Origin of the sequence: Hydrogenophaga sp., assembly GCF_051860785.1 — a bacterium.
Taxonomy (GTDB): Bacteria; Pseudomonadota; Gammaproteobacteria; order Burkholderiales; family Burkholderiaceae_C; genus Hydrogenophaga.
Genome location: NZ_JBIMLB010000011.1, coordinates 102,623 through 118,834 on the forward strand (window position 1 = coordinate 102,623; position 16,212 = coordinate 118,834).

Annotated in this window: 15 protein-coding genes; 9 read left to right on the forward strand and 6 right to left on the reverse strand. The window is 65.6% G+C overall.

The genetic code is table 11. The annotated features are described in order from the left end of the window. Nucleotides 1–148 precede the first annotated feature (148 nt). From ACTIF6_RS15585 to dut, 4 genes are all read left to right on the forward strand, one after another. Nucleotides 149–1,228 carry a TRAP transporter substrate-binding protein gene (locus ACTIF6_RS15585; RefSeq protein ID WP_439588833.1) on the forward strand — a complete coding sequence of 360 codons (1,080 nt, stop codon included), beginning with the start codon at nt 149–151 and terminating at the stop codon, nt 1,226–1,228. Between the two features lie 172 nt (nt 1,229–1,400). Beyond that, nucleotides 1,401–2,000 (forward strand): TRAP transporter small permease subunit, encoded by a 600-nt coding sequence (locus tag ACTIF6_RS15590; RefSeq protein WP_439588834.1) that lies wholly within the window; start codon nt 1,401–1,403, stop codon nt 1,998–2,000. A 2-nt stretch (nt 2,001–2,002) separates the two neighbouring features. Then, nucleotides 2,003–3,790, forward strand: a complete 1,788-nt coding sequence (locus ACTIF6_RS15595) for a TRAP transporter large permease (protein ID WP_439588835.1) — start codon at nt 2,003–2,005, stop codon at nt 3,788–3,790. Between the two features lie 37 nt (nt 3,791–3,827). Beyond that, nucleotides 3,828–4,277 carry a dUTP diphosphatase gene (dut, locus tag ACTIF6_RS15600; RefSeq protein ID WP_439588836.1) on the forward strand — a complete coding sequence of 150 codons (450 nt, stop codon included), beginning with the start codon at nt 3,828–3,830 and terminating at the stop codon, nt 4,275–4,277. Here the strand turns inward: dut and ACTIF6_RS15605 are convergent. Beyond that, nucleotides 4,274–4,825 carry an FKBP-type peptidyl-prolyl cis-trans isomerase gene (locus tag ACTIF6_RS15605; RefSeq protein ID WP_439588837.1) on the reverse strand — a complete coding sequence of 184 codons (552 nt, stop codon included), beginning with the start codon at nt 4,823–4,825 and terminating at the stop codon, nt 4,274–4,276. The genes dut and ACTIF6_RS15605 overlap by 4 nt on opposite strands. A 14-nt stretch (nt 4,826–4,839) precedes the next feature. Between ACTIF6_RS15605 and ACTIF6_RS15610 the strand changes: the two genes are divergently transcribed. Together ACTIF6_RS15610 and ACTIF6_RS15615 are read left to right on the forward strand one after the other, a co-directional pair. Further along, nucleotides 4,840–5,982, forward strand: a complete 1,143-nt coding sequence (locus tag ACTIF6_RS15610) for a JmjC domain-containing protein (RefSeq protein ID WP_439588838.1) — start codon at nt 4,840–4,842, stop codon at nt 5,980–5,982. A gap of 13 nt (nt 5,983–5,995) precedes the next feature. After that, nucleotides 5,996–6,517, forward strand: coding sequence for a hypothetical protein (locus ACTIF6_RS15615; protein ID WP_439588839.1), 522 nt, complete (start codon nt 5,996–5,998; stop codon nt 6,515–6,517). Between the two features lie 4 nt (nt 6,518–6,521). Here the strand turns inward: ACTIF6_RS15615 and bamC are convergent, their stop codons facing one another. From bamC to ACTIF6_RS15640, 5 genes are all read right to left on the reverse strand, one after another. Next, a complete protein-coding gene (gene bamC / locus ACTIF6_RS15620; protein ID WP_439588906.1) occupies nt 6,522–7,622 on the reverse strand; it encodes an outer membrane protein assembly factor BamC in 1,101 nt (366 codons plus the stop codon). Nucleotides 7,623–7,711: 89 nt separating this feature from the next. Then, nucleotides 7,712–8,611 carry a 4-hydroxy-tetrahydrodipicolinate synthase gene (dapA, locus tag ACTIF6_RS15625; RefSeq protein WP_439588840.1) on the reverse strand — a complete coding sequence of 300 codons (900 nt, stop codon included), beginning with the start codon at nt 8,609–8,611 and terminating at the stop codon, nt 7,712–7,714. A 72-nt stretch (nt 8,612–8,683) separates the two neighbouring features. Further along, nucleotides 8,684–9,238, reverse strand: a complete 555-nt coding sequence (locus ACTIF6_RS15630) for a class I SAM-dependent methyltransferase (protein ID WP_439588841.1) — start codon at nt 9,236–9,238, stop codon at nt 8,684–8,686. Next, nucleotides 9,239–9,367, reverse strand: a complete 129-nt coding sequence (locus tag ACTIF6_RS15635; RefSeq protein ID WP_439588842.1) for a hypothetical protein — start codon at nt 9,365–9,367, stop codon at nt 9,239–9,241. It abuts the gene before it with no gap. Next, a complete protein-coding gene (locus ACTIF6_RS15640) occupies nt 9,364–10,608 on the reverse strand; it encodes an MFS transporter (RefSeq protein ID WP_439588843.1) in 1,245 nt (414 codons plus the stop codon). The genes ACTIF6_RS15635 and ACTIF6_RS15640 overlap by 4 nt, the downstream gene beginning before the upstream one ends. A gap of 161 nt (nt 10,609–10,769) precedes the next feature. On the opposite strand from ACTIF6_RS15640, the gene ACTIF6_RS15645 reads away from it, so the two are divergent. From ACTIF6_RS15645 to ACTIF6_RS15655, 3 genes are read left to right on the forward strand one after another with little or no spacing between them, the layout of a single operon-like run. Further along, nucleotides 10,770–12,740: a DNA topoisomerase IV subunit B gene (locus ACTIF6_RS15645; RefSeq protein ID WP_439588844.1), complete on the forward strand. Its 1,971-nt coding sequence runs from the start codon at nt 10,770–10,772 to the stop codon at nt 12,738–12,740. Nucleotides 12,741–12,752: 12 nt separating this feature from the next. Further along, complete coding sequence (gene parC / locus ACTIF6_RS15650) at nt 12,753–15,107, forward strand: DNA topoisomerase IV subunit A (protein WP_439588845.1); 2,355 nt, start codon at nt 12,753–12,755, stop codon at nt 15,105–15,107. A 4-nt stretch (nt 15,108–15,111) separates the two neighbouring features. Continuing rightward, the gene (locus ACTIF6_RS15655; RefSeq protein ID WP_439588846.1) at nt 15,112–16,212 is read left to right on the forward strand and encodes a DNA glycosylase AlkZ-like family protein; all 1,101 of its coding nucleotides are present in this window, start codon (nt 15,112–15,114) and stop codon (nt 16,210–16,212) included.

A 16,212-nucleotide genomic window follows, 5' to 3' on the forward strand; every position in this document is an offset into this window, starting at 1 on the left:
ACACGCCCCAGCGAGGGGGCGTGTTTCGAGGGAAAACCCGTGACTGTGGCGCGGGGGCCATTTCTACAATGACTTCGGACTTGCCAAGTCTCCAGCGCGGTTCGCCGGGCCGGGTGTATTCCCATTCAAAACCACGGAGTCAAACAATATGGATCGTCGTTCAATGATCAGGCACGCCGGTATGGCCGGTGTGCTCGCCGCTGGTGCCGCGCCTGCGGTGCATGCCCAGGCCGCCATCCGCTGGCGACTGGCCTCCAGTTTCCCCAAGGCGCTGGACACCATCTATGGTGCAGCCGACGTGTTCGCCAAGAAGGTGGGCGAGATGACGGGAGGCAAGTTCACTGTTTCCGTCCATCCCGGCGGCGAACTCATGCCCGCCTTCGGCGTGGTCGACGGCGTGCAGGAAGGCACCGTCGAATGCGCGCACACCGCGCCGTACTACTTCTTCGGCAAGGACGACACTTTCGCACTGGACTGCGCGATTCCCTTCGGTCTCAACAGCCGGCAGATGACGGCATGGATGTACGAAGGCAACGGCTTGAAGCTGTTCCGTGAGTTCTACGAGGGCTACAACATCGTGAACTTCCCCATGGGCAACACCGGTGCCCAGATGGGTGGCTGGTACCGCAAGGAAATCAAGACCCTGGCCGACATCAAGGGCATGAAGATGCGCATTGGTGGCTTCGCAGGAAAGGTGCTCACCACCATGGGCGGCGTGCCACAGAACATTCCGGGTGGCGAGATCTACCAGGCGCTCGAGAAGGGCACCATCGATGCCACCGAATGGGTGGGTCCGTACGACGACCAGAAGCTCGGCTTCAACAAGGTGGCCAAGAACTACTACTACCCCGGCTGGTGGGAAGGTGGCCCGCAGCTCTCGCTGTACGTCAACAACAAGGCGTACAACGCCCTGTCGGCCGAGAACAAGGCCATCGTGGAGTGCGCTGCCGCCATCGCACACACCACCATGCAGGCCAAGTACGACGCCCTGAACCCCGCGGCCCTCAAACAGCTCGTGGCCGCAGGCACCAAGGTGCTGGCTTTCCCCAAGGCGGTGATGGACGCCGCGTTCAAGAACTCCATGGAGCTCTACGCGGACAACAGCGCAAAGAACCCGAAGTGGAAGAAGATCTACACGGACTACTCGAACTTCCGCAAGGACCAGAACCTGTGGTTCCGCTTCACCGAGGCGCAGTTCGACCGCTACATGCAAGCGGCCAAGCTGTAGTCCATCCCGCATCGTGCCAGTAGCCCCGCCCCGGCGGGGCTTTTTGCTCGGATCGGGTTGAGCCTCGAGCCCAGGTGGACCGCCTGTGCGTCAGCCGTCTTTCAGCTCGGACTCGAGTCGTCCGCTAGACTACCCGGTTGCTTTCGAGACAGCCCTTCACAAGGGGAATCCCATGCCGTTCTTACTGAAAATCTCCCGACTCATCGACGCCTTCAGCGACTTCATCGGCAAACTGGTCATGTGGTTCATTCTGGCAACCACTCTCATCAGCGCGGGCAACGCCATCGTTCGCAAGCTGTTCGACAGCAGCTCCAACGCCCTGCTGGAAATCCAGTGGTACCTGTTCGCTGCGGTGTTCATGCTTGGCAGCGGCTATGCCTTCCTGCGCAACGCCCATGTACGCATCGATTTCATTTCATCCAGGTTCAGTGCACGCGGCCGCAACTGGGTCGACATTCTGGGCATCCTCATCTTCCTGTTCCCACTGTGCTACATGATGGCCACGTTGGGCTGGCCGCTGTTCGAGCGCGCCTGGCACACCGGCGAGATGTCGTCCAACTCGGGCGGTCTGATCCGCTGGCCGGTCTACGGCCTGATTCCGCTGGGGTTCCTCATCCTGTTCGTGCAGGGCGTCAGTGAGCTGATCAAGCGCGTCGCGTTTCTCACCGGACATGGCCCCGACGTGCTGGCCCACGACGGCCCCACCGACGAGGAGAAACTCGCCCAGCAACTCCTGGAAGAAGCCCAGGCGCGCCTCAAGGGAGCGCAGTGATCATGATCGAATTCATTGCCGCCAATTTCGTCCCGATGATGTTTGCGGGACTGCTGGTCTTCCTGCTGTCCGGCTTCCCCGTGGCCTTCGCGCTCGCGGCCACCGGTCTGTTCTTCGGTGTCATCGGCATGGAGGCAGGCCTGTTCCCGTCCAACCTGTTCCAGGCGCTGCCGTTGCGCGTGTTCGGCATCATGCAGAACGACACGCTGCTGGCCATTCCCTTCTTTACCTTGATGGGGATCATTCTTGAACGCAGCCGCATGGCCGAGGACTTGCTGGCCACCGTGGCGCAGGTGTTCGGCCCGGTGCGCGGCGGTCTGGCTGTGGCCGTGATTCTGGTGGGCGCGCTGCTGGCCGCCACCACCGGTGTGGTGGCCGCTGCGGTGATCTCCATGGGCCTGATCTCGCTGCCCATCATGCTGCGCTACGGCTACAACCGCACCATCGCCACCGGCACCATCACCGCGTCGGGCACCTTGGCGCAGGCCATTCCGCCGTCGCTCGTACTGATCGTGCTGGCTGACCAGCTCGGCCGCTCGGTGGGCGACATGTACGCCGGCGCGCTGATTCCGGGCCTGATGCTGGTGGGCCTGTACCTGCTCTTCATTGCAGGCGTGGCCATCATCAAGCCCCGCTGGGTGCCGGCCCTGCCGGCCGAAGCGCGCATCTACAACGAGCCCGACGGCACCAGTGGGCACCGCTCTCTGCTGGTGTTGCTGGCGATGTGTGCAGCGGTCAGCTACGCATGGGCGCAAGTGCACGAAGCGGTGATCAATCCGCTGATTGGCCGCGAGTTCAGTCCCGCCGCCGACGAAATCATCATCCTGTCGATCACCGTCGGATCCCTGCTGGCGCTGGCGCTGGCCTTGCTCAACCGCCTGTTCCGCCTGGGCCTGCTTTCCCGCCTGGCCGAGCAGGTCACCTTCGTGCTGATCCCGCCGCTGGTGCTGATCTTCCTGGTGCTGGGCACGATTTTCCTGGGCATTGCCACGCCCACCGAAGGCGGTGCCATGGGTGCGCTGGGCGCGCTGATCATGGCGAGCTCGCGCCGCGCGCTCACCTGGAGCCTGCTCAAGCAGGCGCTGGAGAGCACCACCAAGCTCGCCATCTTCGTGATGTTCATCCTGATCGGATCCACGGTCTTCAGTTTCACCTTCAACGCCGCCGATGGACACGTCTGGGTCGAACATCTGTTTGACAAGCTGCCGGGCGGCCAGATGGGCTTCCTTCTGTTCGTGAACATCCTGGTGTTTGTGCTGGGCATGTTCATCGACTTCTTCGAGATCGCCTTCATCGTGGTTCCGCTGCTCGCCCCTGTCGCTGCGAAGATGGACATCGACCTGATCTGGTTCGGCGTCATCCTTGCCATGAACCTGCAGACCTCGTTCCTCACGCCGCCGTTTGGCTTTGCACTGTTCTACCTGCGCAGCGTGGCCGCCCGCAGCGACTACACCGACGTGGTGACGAAAGAGCGCATCCCCGCGGTGACCACCGCGCAGATCTACAAGGGTTCAATCGCCTTCATCATTCTTCAGCTCATCATGGTGGCGGTGGTGGTGTTCAATCCCACGCTGGTCACCGGCAGCCTCGGCGCCAAGGTACAGGTGGACGACGACGCTGTGAGCGACATGCTTCGCAACATGCCCGGCCTGGAAGAAGCCTCGCCGCAGGAAGAAGAAGCGCCCGCAGAGGAAGAGGCCGAGGTGCCCGAACCCGAAGCTTCTGCGCCCGCAGAGGAGTCGGCAGAGGACCCGCGCAAGGCCCTGCAGGACAGCCTGAAAAAGCCCTGAAGACCAACGACATGGCCCGCAGGGCTGGAGTGACTGCATGAAGATCGATGTGAAGGTGCTGGATCCACGCATGGCGAACCAGCTTCCGGCGTACGCCACCGCGGGCAGCGCGGGCCTGGACCTGAGGGCCTGTCTGGACGCCCCCGTCACGCTGGCGCCCAACGCCTGGCAACTGGTGCCCACGGGCCTGGCCATCCACCTGGAAGACCCAGGCTACGCGGCCATGATCCTGCCGCGCTCCGGCCTCGGTCACAAGCACGGCATCGTGCTGGGCAATCTGGTGGGCCTCATCGACAGCGACTACCAGGGCCAGCTCATGGTGAGTGCCTGGAACCGCAGTGACGTGGCCTTCACCATCGAACCCATGGAGCGCATCGCGCAGATGGTGATCGTGCCGGTGGTGCAGGCGCGCTTCAACGTGGTGGAAGAATTTGCAGCCGCAAGCGAACGCGGAGCTGGCGGTTACGGCTCCACAGGTCGCGGCTAATGCAGCGTGCGGGGGCCGGGTGGCGTGATCCCCGGGCCCTGCAGTTCGTCGGGGGCGTCCACCTCCATGCGGAAGAAGCCCGTCCCCAGTGTGCCGCGCCCGATTTCGCTTTCTTCGGCCTCTCGCACCGCATGCACCTTCAGCACGATGCGCAGGGCGATGCCTGCGAGCGGGTGGTTGCCATCCAGCACCACGTGTTCGGGATAAATGTCGCTCACGAAATACAGGCGGTCTTTGGGCGCCGCCGAGTTGCAACCCTCGGGCAGGCCTTCGAAACCCATGCCTTCTTCGATGTTGTCGGGAAACAGGTGCCGGGGCTCCAGGAACAGCAGGCGGTCGTCGTAGTCGCCGAAGCCATCCACAGGTTCCAGGTGCAGTTCGACGGTGTCGCCCGCCGAATGGTTGAGCAAGGCCTCCTCGATCTTCGCCAGCAAGTCGTTGCCGCCCACCAGGAACTCCACCGGCTCTTCGAGCACATCGAGCTCCTCGCCCAGCGTGTCCTTGAGGGTCCAGGTCAGTGCGACCACGCATTGTTGGTTGATTTTCATCCGACAATTGTCCCATGACCCCAGCATTCGCATCCAGCCTCCCTGACGCGCCTTCCCCGCTGTTGGGCGGCCTCTCGCCCGCACGGTTCATGCGCCGCCACTGGCAAAAGAAGCCACTGTTGATCCGCGCGGCGGTACCTGGATTCCAGCCGCTGCTCTCGCGCCAGCAATTGTTCGAAATGGCGGGGCAGGAGACGGTGGAGTCGCGCCTGATCGTGCGCCAGGGCGCCAGCTGGACCCTGCGCCAGGGACCCCTGGGCCGCAGCGGCCTGCCACCCTTGAAGCAGCCTGGCTGGACGATGCTGGTTCAGGGAGTGGACCAGCATCTGGACGCTGCACACGAACTCTTGCAGCGGTTTCGTTTTGTGCCAGACGCAAGGCTGGACGACCTCATGGTTTCCTGGGCCAGCGACGGTGGCGGTGTGGGGCCGCATGTCGACAGCTACGACGTGTTCCTTCTGCAGGCCACAGGTCAGCGGCGTTGGCGCATTGGCCGGCAGACCGACTTCTCGCTTCAACCCGATGTGCCACTGAAGATCCTCAGCCATTTCGAACCCGAGGAAGAGCACCTTTTGGGCCCGGGCGACATGCTCTACCTGCCGCCGCGATGGGCGCACGACGGCGTCGCGGTGGGTGGCGACTGCACCACCTATTCCATTGGCTTTCGGGCGCCACAACGCGGAGGCCTCGCGGGGGAACTGTTGCAGCGCATGGCCGACGAATGGCAGGACGACACGCTCTACCGCGACCCTCGTCAGCATGCCACCGCGACCCCGGCGGCCATGCCCGTCGCCCTGCGCGACTTCGCGCTCGATGCATTGCAGCGCCTGCTGGCCGATCGTCGCTCACTTGCCTGCGCGCTCGGTGAAGTCATGACCGAACCCAAGCCCCGCATCTGGTTCGACGAGGCCTCTGGCGCCTGGACGCCCGGTGCCTTGAGACTGGACCGGCGCACGCGCATGATGTACGACGAGCATCACGTGTTCATCAACGGTGAGAGTTTTCGCGCGGGCGGGCGCGATGCGCGCCTCATGCGCACGCTGGCCGATTGGCGTGTTCTCGCCGAACGCGAGGTGATGCACGCCAGCGAAGACGCGAAGACGCTGCTTCAGGACTGGTTCGAGGCCGGCTGGCTGCACCGGGAATTGAGCCCATGAACAGGAGGCAAGCATGAACCCTGCCGAAGAGTCGACCCCACCGCCCGATCTGCCCGCGTTGCCGCAGGGGCGGCTGGAAGGCCATGCCCTGTTTGTCGACCTGGTGCGTCAGGCGCTGGTGACCGCCTCGGCAGAGGGCTGGTCGCGCGTCGTGCTGTGCGATGTGGATTTCGCCGACTGGCCACTGGGTGAGCGCGACGTGGTGGCCTCCCTGCACGCCTGGTCGGCGCGCGGTCGCACCCTGCAATTGATCGCGCGCGATTACCGCGACCTGCGCGAACGCCATCCGCGCTTTGTGCAATGGCGCGTGACCTGGTCGCATCTGGTCGAAGCCCATGCCTGCGCACAGGCGGTGCAGGGCGATCTGCCCAGCGCGTTGTGGTCGCCTGGCTGGACGATGGAGCGCCTTGATCCGGCGCGGGGAACGCTCGTGGCGAGCCACGACGCGGCAAGGCGCGTGGAGTTGCGGGAGCGTTTGAACCAGTGGTGGCAGAAGGGGACACCGGCATTTCCGGCGTCGACCCTCGGCCTCTGACGGCTTATTTGAGGTCGTCGGCCAGCAATTGCGCGATGCGCTGCGCGTTGGCCGACCCATCGGCCTTGCCCTGACCGTCGAGCACCGACACCGTGGTCTTGTTCTCGGCGCTGCGCACCACCACGCGGTAGCGGGCCGCGCTGGCTTCGGGCGTCGAGGCACCGAAAATGCGGCTGATGAAGCCAGGCTTGGTGGTGGTCACGGGTTCGACGTAGCGAACGAAGTACGTACCCTGGCTGCGGTCGCGGTCTTCCACGGTGAATCCGGTGCGGTCCAGCGACAGGCCGACGCGTCGCCAGGCGCGGTCGAAGTTGTCGTCAAACTGCACGACTGGCGCGTTGTTCACCATGGTCATGCGGGCCGCGGCCTGCACAGGCGCCGTGGCGGTCACGGCCTTGGCCTGCGCTTCACTCACGCCGAGCTTGACCATCATGCGGCGCAGGAACTCGGTTTCCAGCTCGACATCGGCCGGGCGGGGTTGCCAGATGGTCTGGTCCTTCTCGGTGTTGGAATACACCTCGACCATGCCGCGGTGACTGATGTAGACCTCGGTGCCACCCGCGGCATTGCGCTCCAGTCGGGTGCGAAACTTGTCGCGCTCGCCAGTCGAATAGGCGCTGTCGAAGAGCTTGCCGATGGTGGAGCGGATGATGTCCTGCGGCAGCTTGGCGCGGTTCTCGGCCCAGTCGGTTTCCATGATGCCCAGCGATTCCTGGTCGACCTCGAGCAGGAAGCCGTTTTCCTGCCAGAAGTCGCGCACCGGGCTCCAGAGCTTGTCGGCCGGCCGGTCGACCACCAGCCAGCGCTGCGTGCCGGCGCGTTCGATGCGCACATCGCCCACGCTCACGGTGGCGGTTCCCGTGCCCGCTGCAGCGGGTTGGGCCGTCTGGTAGCCGCTGGCGGTCACCACCGAGCCGGGCACGTTGTAGCGCGAGTCGCGGCTCAGTTGCGTCAGGTCGGGAGGCACGTCCAGCGTGCTACCGCGTGCGGCGCCCTTGTAGTCGATCTTGTCTTCCTGGAGGACGGAGCAACCCGAGACCACCAGCGCGGCCATCGCCAGCATGCCGAGTCGGACCGACAGGTGGGCGGAGCGAGCCTGGCTCATCCGGGAAGAGGGGGTCGTGATCGAGGTGCGGATGGACATGGATGAGCTTGGTAGGAACAGGGTGGAATTCGACGAGGCGCGCGATCCGGTCAGGACAGCAGGCCACTTTCTTTCAGCGCACCTTCGACCAGCGGCACGAGGTTTCGCGACATCGGCGTCATGGGCAGGCGCAGGGTTTCCTTGCAGAGGCCCATGCGCGCCATGGCCCACTTCAACGGGATGGGATTGGCTTCGACGAACAGATTCTTGTGCACCGGCAGCAGGCGCAGCTGGATCTCCATGGCGCGCTTCACGTCACCGGCAATGGCGGCGGCGCACAGCTCGTGCATGAGGCGAGGCGCGATGTTGGCGGTGACGCTCACATTGCCCTGGCCGCCACACAGCAAGAGCGCCACGGCGGTGGGATCGTCGCCGGAGTAGACCGCAAAACCTTTCGGCACTTCGCGAATGAGCCACTGCGCGCGCTCGATGTTGCCTGTGGCTTCCTTGATGCCGACGATGCCTGGCACTTGCGCCAGGCGCAGCACGGTGTCGTGGTGCATGTCGCCCACGGTGCGGCCGGGCACGTTGTAGAGCACTGTTGGCAGGTCGCCCACGGCCTCGGCAATGGCCTTGAAGTGCTGGTACTGGCCTTCCTGCGTGGGCTTGTTGTAATAGGGCACCACTTGCAACTGGCAGTCGGCGCCGACGCTGCGAGCGAAGCGTGCAAGCTCGATCGCTTCGGCGGTGGAGTTGGCGCCACAACCGGCCATGATGGGCACGCGTTTCTCGCCGTGGGTGCGCGCCTGCTCCACCGAGACGCGGATGATCTCGCAGTGTTCTTCCACCGTGACGGTGGGCGACTCGCCGGTGGTGCCGACGACGCCGATGCAGTCGGTGCCTTCGGTGATGTGCCAGTCGATCAGTTTGCGCAGGGTCGGATAGTCGACGCTGCCGTCTTCCTGCATGGGGGTGACCAGGGCGACGATGCTGCCGGTGATGGGTGTCATGTTCGGGGTCCGATGGAGGGCGACGGGTGCGCCCTTTTCAGCAGGGCGCGCCGGGCGCGCGAATCACGCATTCTACCCAGCGGCATCCAGTGGATACCTTGGGGGGGAGACAGGGGTGGTTGAGCGTTTTCGCACAGCGGCGATGCGCTGCACGAATCGCTCTGGACGGTCGCTGAACCCATCCTCGAAAGCCACCACCCTCAGGTCCCTGCAGGCGACCAGAAGTTCACCGGTCTGCAACAGAAAGTCAGGCCGGGAGGGCTTGCCCACGCTCTCGTTGCCGTCGGCAAAGGTCTCGTAAATCAGCACGCCGCCTTCGGCCACACTGGCCACGATGACCGGCAAAAGAGGGCGCCAGAGGTAATTCGTGACCACCACGGCGTCAAAACGCTCGCCCTCCAGGGGCCAGGGGTGGTTCTCGATGTCGGCGAGCACCGTGCGCCCTATGCCCGCCAGGGAGGCGATGGCCTCGGGTGAACGGTCCACACCCGTGACCGGATGACCCCGCTCCGCGAACCAGCGCAGGTGGCGCCCGTGGCCGCAGGCCACGTCCAGAACGCTGCCGCCGGCGGGCACCAGGTGGGCCCAGCGCTGCACCCATGCCGATGGCGTCTCGGTGCCGTGCATCTAGAAACAACTCCAGATCTGGTCGGCCAGATTCACCAGGAAGTCGGGGCGCTGGTAGAGCGCCAGCGTGGCCAGCAGGCCCGCGGCCACCGCAGCCCAGACCATGGCACGCATTACCAGGGGCTTCATGCTGCCGCTCCCACGCCCTGTGGCGGCGTGCGCACGATCGGCGTCTCGCGCACAGGCAGGTTGATCAGGCCAGCAAAGATACCCAGCGCGATGGAGAGGTACCACACGATGTCGTAGCTGCCGGTGCGGTCGTAGAGCACGCCGCCCAGCCACACGCCCATGAAGCTGCCGATCTGGTGGCTGAAGAACACGAAACCGCTGAGCATGGACATGTGGGCCACGCCGAAGATCTGCGCCAGAACGGCATTGGTTGGCGGCACGGTGGAGAGCCACAGCACGCCCATGACGCTGGCGAACACGTACACGCTGGCCGGCGACAGCGGCACGATGAGGAACACAGCGATCACCAGCGCACGCGCGAAGTAGATGAACGCCAGGATGTGGCGCTTGGCAAGCCGCTGCCCGAGCGCGCCCGCCGCGTAGGTGCCCACCACGTTGAACAGGCCGATCAGCGCCAGCGCGTAGCTCGCCACCTGCGGCGACAGGCCGTTGTCCTTCAGGTAGCTGGGCATGTGCACGCCGATGAAAACCACCTGGAAGCCACACACGAAGTACCCCGCCATGAGCAACTGGAAGCTGCGGTAGCGGAAGGCCTCGCGCAGCGCCTGTGCAATGGTCTGTTCGCGCTTGGCCGGCGCGCCGCTCGCGAATCCGGGTTCGCGCAGGCCCATCGCCAGGGGCATCACCAGCAGCACCGCCGCGCTGAGGAACAGCAGCGCCTGCTGCCAGCCAAAGTTGCTGATCAGCCAGCCTTCCACCGGCACCATGAGGAACTGCCCGAACGAGCCGGCAGCCGCTGCCACACCCATCGCCCAGGAACGCTTTTCCGCGGGAATCTGGCGGCCGATCACCCCGTAGATCACCGCGTAGGTGGTGCCTGCCTGCGCTGCGCCGATCAGCACACCGGTGGTGAGTGCGAAGCCCAGCGAAGAGGTGCTCAGCGCCATGCCCGCGAGCCCCAGGGCATATGCCACCGCGCCGCCGATCAGCACCCGGAAGGCGCCGAAACGGTCGGCCGCCATGCCGGCAAAGATGCCGAACACGCCCCAGGAGAGGTTCTGGATCGCCAGCGCGAACGAGAAGGTCTCACGCGTCCAGCCCTGGGCCTGGGTGATGGGTTGCAACCACAGGCCGAAACCATGGCGGATGCCCATGGACAGGGTGACGATCAGGGCGCCGCAGGCCAGCACCTGCAGGGCGGAGAGGCGGGGCGGGCTGGCAAGGGTGGGGGTGGAGGACATCCGGGAACTGTAGCGAAGAAGGATGGGCTTTGCCTGTCGCGGCCATGGCTCCGGGGCTTGAAATTTTGCCCCGCCACTGATGAATCCCGTGCATCGCCTGGCCCCTTGCTGACGAAAAGTCTGTATTTGCATACAGTTTTCGGGGCATACAATCCGCCCCCATGGCGACCCAAACACCCAACGAATACTCCGAAGGCTCGATCCGCGTCCTCAAGGGGCTGGAGCCGGTCAAGCAGCGGCCGGGCATGTACACCCGCACCGACAACCCGCTGCACATCATCCAGGAAGTGCTGGACAACGCGGCCGACGAGGCCCTGGCCGGGCACGGCAAGAAGATCAAGGTCACGCTGCACATCGACCACTCGGTGAGCGTGGAAGACGACGGGCGCGGCATCCCGTTCGGCCTGCACCCCGAGGAAAAGGCCCCGGTGGTCGAACTCGTGTTCACCCGGCTGCATGCCGGCGGCAAGTTCGACAAGGGCAAGGGCGGCGCTTACAGCTTCTCGGGCGGCCTGCACGGCGTGGGCGTGAGCGTGACCAACGCGCTTTCCACCCGGCTGGAGGTGACCAGCTTCCGCGAAGGCCAGGTGGCGAAGCTGGCGTTCTCCGCCGGTGACGTGATCGAACCGCTGGTGATCAACCCCAAGGGCGCGGACGACCGCAAGCAGGGCACCACCGTGCGTGCCTGGCCGGACGCGAAGTATTTCGAATCCGCCGCGCTGCCCATGGCCGAACTCACCCACCTGCTGCGCAGCAAGGCGGTGCTGATGCCCGGTGTCAGCGTGACGCTGGTCAACGAGAAAACGAAGGACACGCAGACCTGGCTCTACAAGGGCGGCCTGCGCGACTACCTGCAGCAGACGCTCAACGGCGACCCCGTGATTCCCCTGTTCGAAGGCGAAGGTTTCGCCGACAGCGGGCACGACAGCTTTGCCGAAGGCGAAGGCGCGGCCTGGTGCGTCGGCTTCACCGAAGACGGCCAGCCGGTGCGCGAGAGCTACGTCAACCTGATCCCCACCAGCGCGGGTGGCACACACGACAGCGGTCTGCGCGACGGCCTGTTCCAGGCCGTCAAGAGCTTCATCGAGCTGCACGCATTGCTGCCCAAGGGCGTGAAGCTGTTGCCCGAAGACGTGTTCGCGCGTGCCAGCTACGTGCTGAGCGCCAAGGTGCTGGACCCCCAATTCCAGGGCCAGATCAAGGAGCGCCTGAACTCGCGCGACGCGGTGCGCCTCGTGGGCAGCTTCGTGCGCCCTGCGCTGGAGCTCTGGCTCAACCAGCACGTGGACTACGGCAAGAAGCTGGCGGAGCTCGCCATCAAGGCCGCGCAGTCGCGCCAGAAGGCGGGCCAGAAGGTCGAGAAGCGCAAGGGCTCGGGTGTGGCCGTGCTGCCCGGCAAGCTGACCGACTGCGAAAGCCGCGACCTGTCGCACAACGAGGTGTTCCTGGTCGAGGGCGACTCCGCCGGCGGCAGCGCCAAGATGGGCCGCGACAAGGAAAGCCAGGCCGTGCTGCCGCTGCGCGGCAAGGTGCTCAACACCTGGGAAGTCGAGCGCGACCGCCTGTTTGCCAACACCGAAATCCACGACATCTCGGTCGCCATCGGCGTTGATCCGCACGGCCCGAACGACACGCCCGACCTGAGCGGCCTGCGCTACGGCAAGGTCTGCATCCTGTCGGACGCCGACGTCGACGGCTCGCACATCCAGGTGCTGCTGCTCACGCTGTTCTTCCGCCACTTCCCCAAGCTCATTGAAACCGGCCACGTGTTCGTGGCGCGCCCGCCGCTGTTCCGCGTGGACATTCCCGCGCGCGGCAAGAAGCCGGCGGTCAAGCAGTACGCGCTGGACGAAGGCGAGTTGCACGCCATTCTGGACAAGAGCGCCAAGGACGGCGTGGCGCCTGAGAAGTGCCAGATCAGCCGCTTCAAGGGCCTGGGCGAGATGAGCGCCGAACAGCTGTGGGACACCACCCTCAACCCCGACACGCGCCGGCTCATGCCCGTGGTGCTCGGCGCCATCGACTTCGCCGACACCGAGGCCCTCATCACCAAGCTCATGGGCAAGGGCGAAGCCGCCTCGCGCCGCGAGCTGATGGAGTTACACGGCGACTCGGTCGAAATCGATATCTGAATCTGAACATCCATGTCCGATCTGAACACCCCTGAACTGCCGCTGTCCGAGCCGGACGACGACGGCATGAACCTCGCGAACTACGCGCAGCGTGCCTATCTTGAATACGCGCTCTCGGTCGTGAAAGGCCGTGCGCTGCCCGACGTGTGCGACGGCCAGAAACCGGTGCAGCGCCGCATCCTCTACAGCATGGACCGCATGGGTCTGGGCTTCAGCGGGCCGAACCGCAACACCGCGGCGCGCCCCGTGAAGAGCGCGCGGGTGGTGGGTGACGTGCTGGGCCGCTTCCACCCGCACGGCGACCAGGCCGCCTACGACGCGCTGGTGCGCATGGCGCAGGATTTCGCGCAGCGCTATCCGTTGATCGATGGCCAGGGCAACTTCGGTTCGCGCGATGGCGACGGCGCCGCGGCCATGCGCTACACCGAGGCGCGGCTGGCGAAGATCACCACGCTGCTGCTGGACGAGATCGACGAAGGCACGGTCGACTTCGTGCCCAACTACGACGGCTCCACCGTCGAGCCGAAACAGCTGCCGGCGCGCCTTCCGTTCAACCTGCTCAACGGCGCCAGCGGCATTGCCGTGGGCCTGGCCACCGAAATCCCCAGCCACAACCTGCGCGAGGTGGCCGACGCCTGCGTGGCGCTGGTGAAGAACCCGAAGCTGGCCGACGACGAACTGTTCGCGATGCTGCCCGGGCCCGACTACCCGGGTGGTGGCCAGATCATCAGCCCGGCGGGCGACATTGCCGACGCCTACCGCACCGGCCGCGGCAGCCTCAAGGTGCGCGCGCGCTGGAAGATCGAGGAGCTCGCGCGCGGCCAGTGGCAGCTGGTGGTGACCGAGCTGCCGCCGGGGGTGAGCACGCAGCGCGTGCTCGAGGAAATCGAGGAAATCACCAACCCCAAGGTGAAGACCGGCAAGAAGGCGCTCACGCAGGAGCAGACGCAGCTCAAGGCCAGCATCCTGATGGTGCTGGATGGCGTGCGCGACGAGTCGAGCAAGGACGCGCCGGTGCGCCTGCTGTTCGAGCCGAAGAGCAGCCGCATCGAGCAGCAGGAACTCATCACCGCGCTGCTGGCCCACACCAGCCTGGAAACCTCGGCGCCGATCAACCTCACCATGGTCGGCCTGGACGGCCGGCCGACGCAGAAGTCGCTGCGGCAGATGCTCACCGAGTGGATCGAATTCCGCCAGGGCACCATCACCCGCCGTTCGCAGCACCGCCTGAACAAGGTGCTCGACCGCATCCACATCCTCGAAGGCCGGCAGCTGGTGCTGCTCAACATCGACGAGGTGATCCGCATCATCCGCAACAGCGACGAGCCCAAGGCCGCGCTGATCGAGCGCTTCAAGCTCAGCGACCGGCAGGCCGAGGACATCCTCGAAATCCGCCTGCGCCAGCTCGCGCGGCTCGAAGCGATCAAGATCGAGCAGGAGCTCAAGGAACTGCGTGAAGAGCAGGGCAAGCTGGAAGACATCCTGGCCAACCCCGGCAGCCTCAAGCGCCTGATGGTGAAAGAGATCGAGGCCGACGCGAAGACCTTCGCCGACCCTCGCCGCACGCTGATCCAGGCCGAGAAGAAGGCCGTGGTCGAGATCAAGGTGGTGGACGAACCGGTGACGGTGGTGATCTCCAGCAAAGGCTGGGTGCGTGCGCGCACCGGCCATGGGCACGAGGCGGGCAGCTTCGCGTTCAAGGCCGGCGACGGCCTGTACGGCACCTTCGAATGCCGCACGGTGGACACGCTCATCACCTTCGGCAGCAACGGCCGCGTGTACTCGGTGCCGGTGGCCAGCCTGCCCGGCGCGCGCGGCGACGGCCAGCCCATCACCACGCTGATCGAACTGGAAAGCGGCACGCAGCCGCTGCACTACTTCGCCGGCCCGGCCAACGCCGCTTTGTTGATGAGCAGCTCGGGCGGCTATGGCTTCCTCGCGACGGTGGAGAACATGGTCTCGCGCCAGCGTGGCGGCAAGACCTTCCTCAACCTGGGCGAGGGCGAAACGCCCTGTGCGCCGTCGCACGCGGCCTTCACTTCCGGTGGCCTGCCGCTGGTGCCGGCCACGCACGTCTGTTGCGCGTCCACGGGCGGGCGCATCCTCACCTTCGAGATCGGCGAACTCAAGTTGATGGAGAAGGGCGGTCGTGGCCTGATGCTGATCGACCTCGAGCCCAAAGACACGCTGGCCGGTGCCGCTGCCTACACGCGCAGCGTGAAGATCGAGGGCATCGGTCGCGGTGGCAAGGAGCGAGACGAGACGCTGGAGATCCGCAGCCTGAACAACGCGCGCGCCGCACGCGCCCGCAAAGGCAAGGCAGCGGACCTTGGCTTCAAGCCGAACCGCATCACACGGGTGGAGTGAAACGATGGCGCGTTCGCCCACGCTGGACGAGCTGCGCCGCTACGCCATCGCGCGCAGCCTGTTCAAGCCCGTGACCTTGCCGGCGGCCATCCGCCGACTCGGCTTTGTGCAGGCCGATCCCATGCGTGCACCGGCCCGCGCGCAGGATCTCATCCTCTTCCATCGCGTGCGCGACTACCGGGCGGGCGAACTGGAGCGGCGCTACGAGCGCCTGGGCATTGAGGAAGACGCCTTCGTCAACTACGGCTTCATGCAGCGCGAGATGCTGGCCTTGTTGCACCCACGCACGCCGCGCAAGCCCTGGGACGCCGCCACGATGGAGCGCGCCAGGGAAGTGCTGGCCTTTGTGCAGGAGAGGGGCGCGGTGCATCCCCGCGAAGTGGGCGAAACCTTTGTTCATCACGGCCGCGTGGCCGGTTACTGGGGCGGTGAACTCAACGCCAGCACCCGCCTGCTAGAGCACATGCACCACCATGGCTGGCTGCGTGTGCGCCGACGTGAAGCGGGTACCCGTGTGTATGAGGCGATGAGCCACGTCGAGCAGGACGAGAGCCCGTCGGCGCGCCGGGCGCGTGCCGAGGCGCTGGTCGACGTCATCGTGGCGCTGTACGCACCTATCCCTTCGGCCAGCCTGGGGTACCTGGTGACATTGTTGCGGTACGGGGCTCCGCATCTGTCGGTAGAGACCCGTGCGGTCTTGAAGGCAGCCCGCGCACGGTATGGCCATGCCATGGTCGATGGCACCACCTGGTTCTGGCCGGCAGACGAGAACCCGGCTTCGCGCCGCCACCAGCCCGACGAGGGCGTGCGGCTGCTCGCCCCGTTCGATCCCGTGGTGTGGGACCGGCGGCGCTTCGAAATGCTCTGGAGCTGGGCCTATCGGTTCGAGGCGTATGTGCCCGCTCCGAAGCGCACCATGGGCCACTACGCCTTGCCCGTGCTGTGGGGCGAACAGATGGTGGGTTGGGCCAACCTGCGCATGGAGCGCGGGAGGCTCAGTCACGAGTTGGGGTTTGCGGTCACGCGCCCGCGCGATGCGGGTTTCCGGCGCGCACTGGACGAGGAGCTAGCACGCTTCGAGGTCTTCCTGAAACAAGAGAACTGA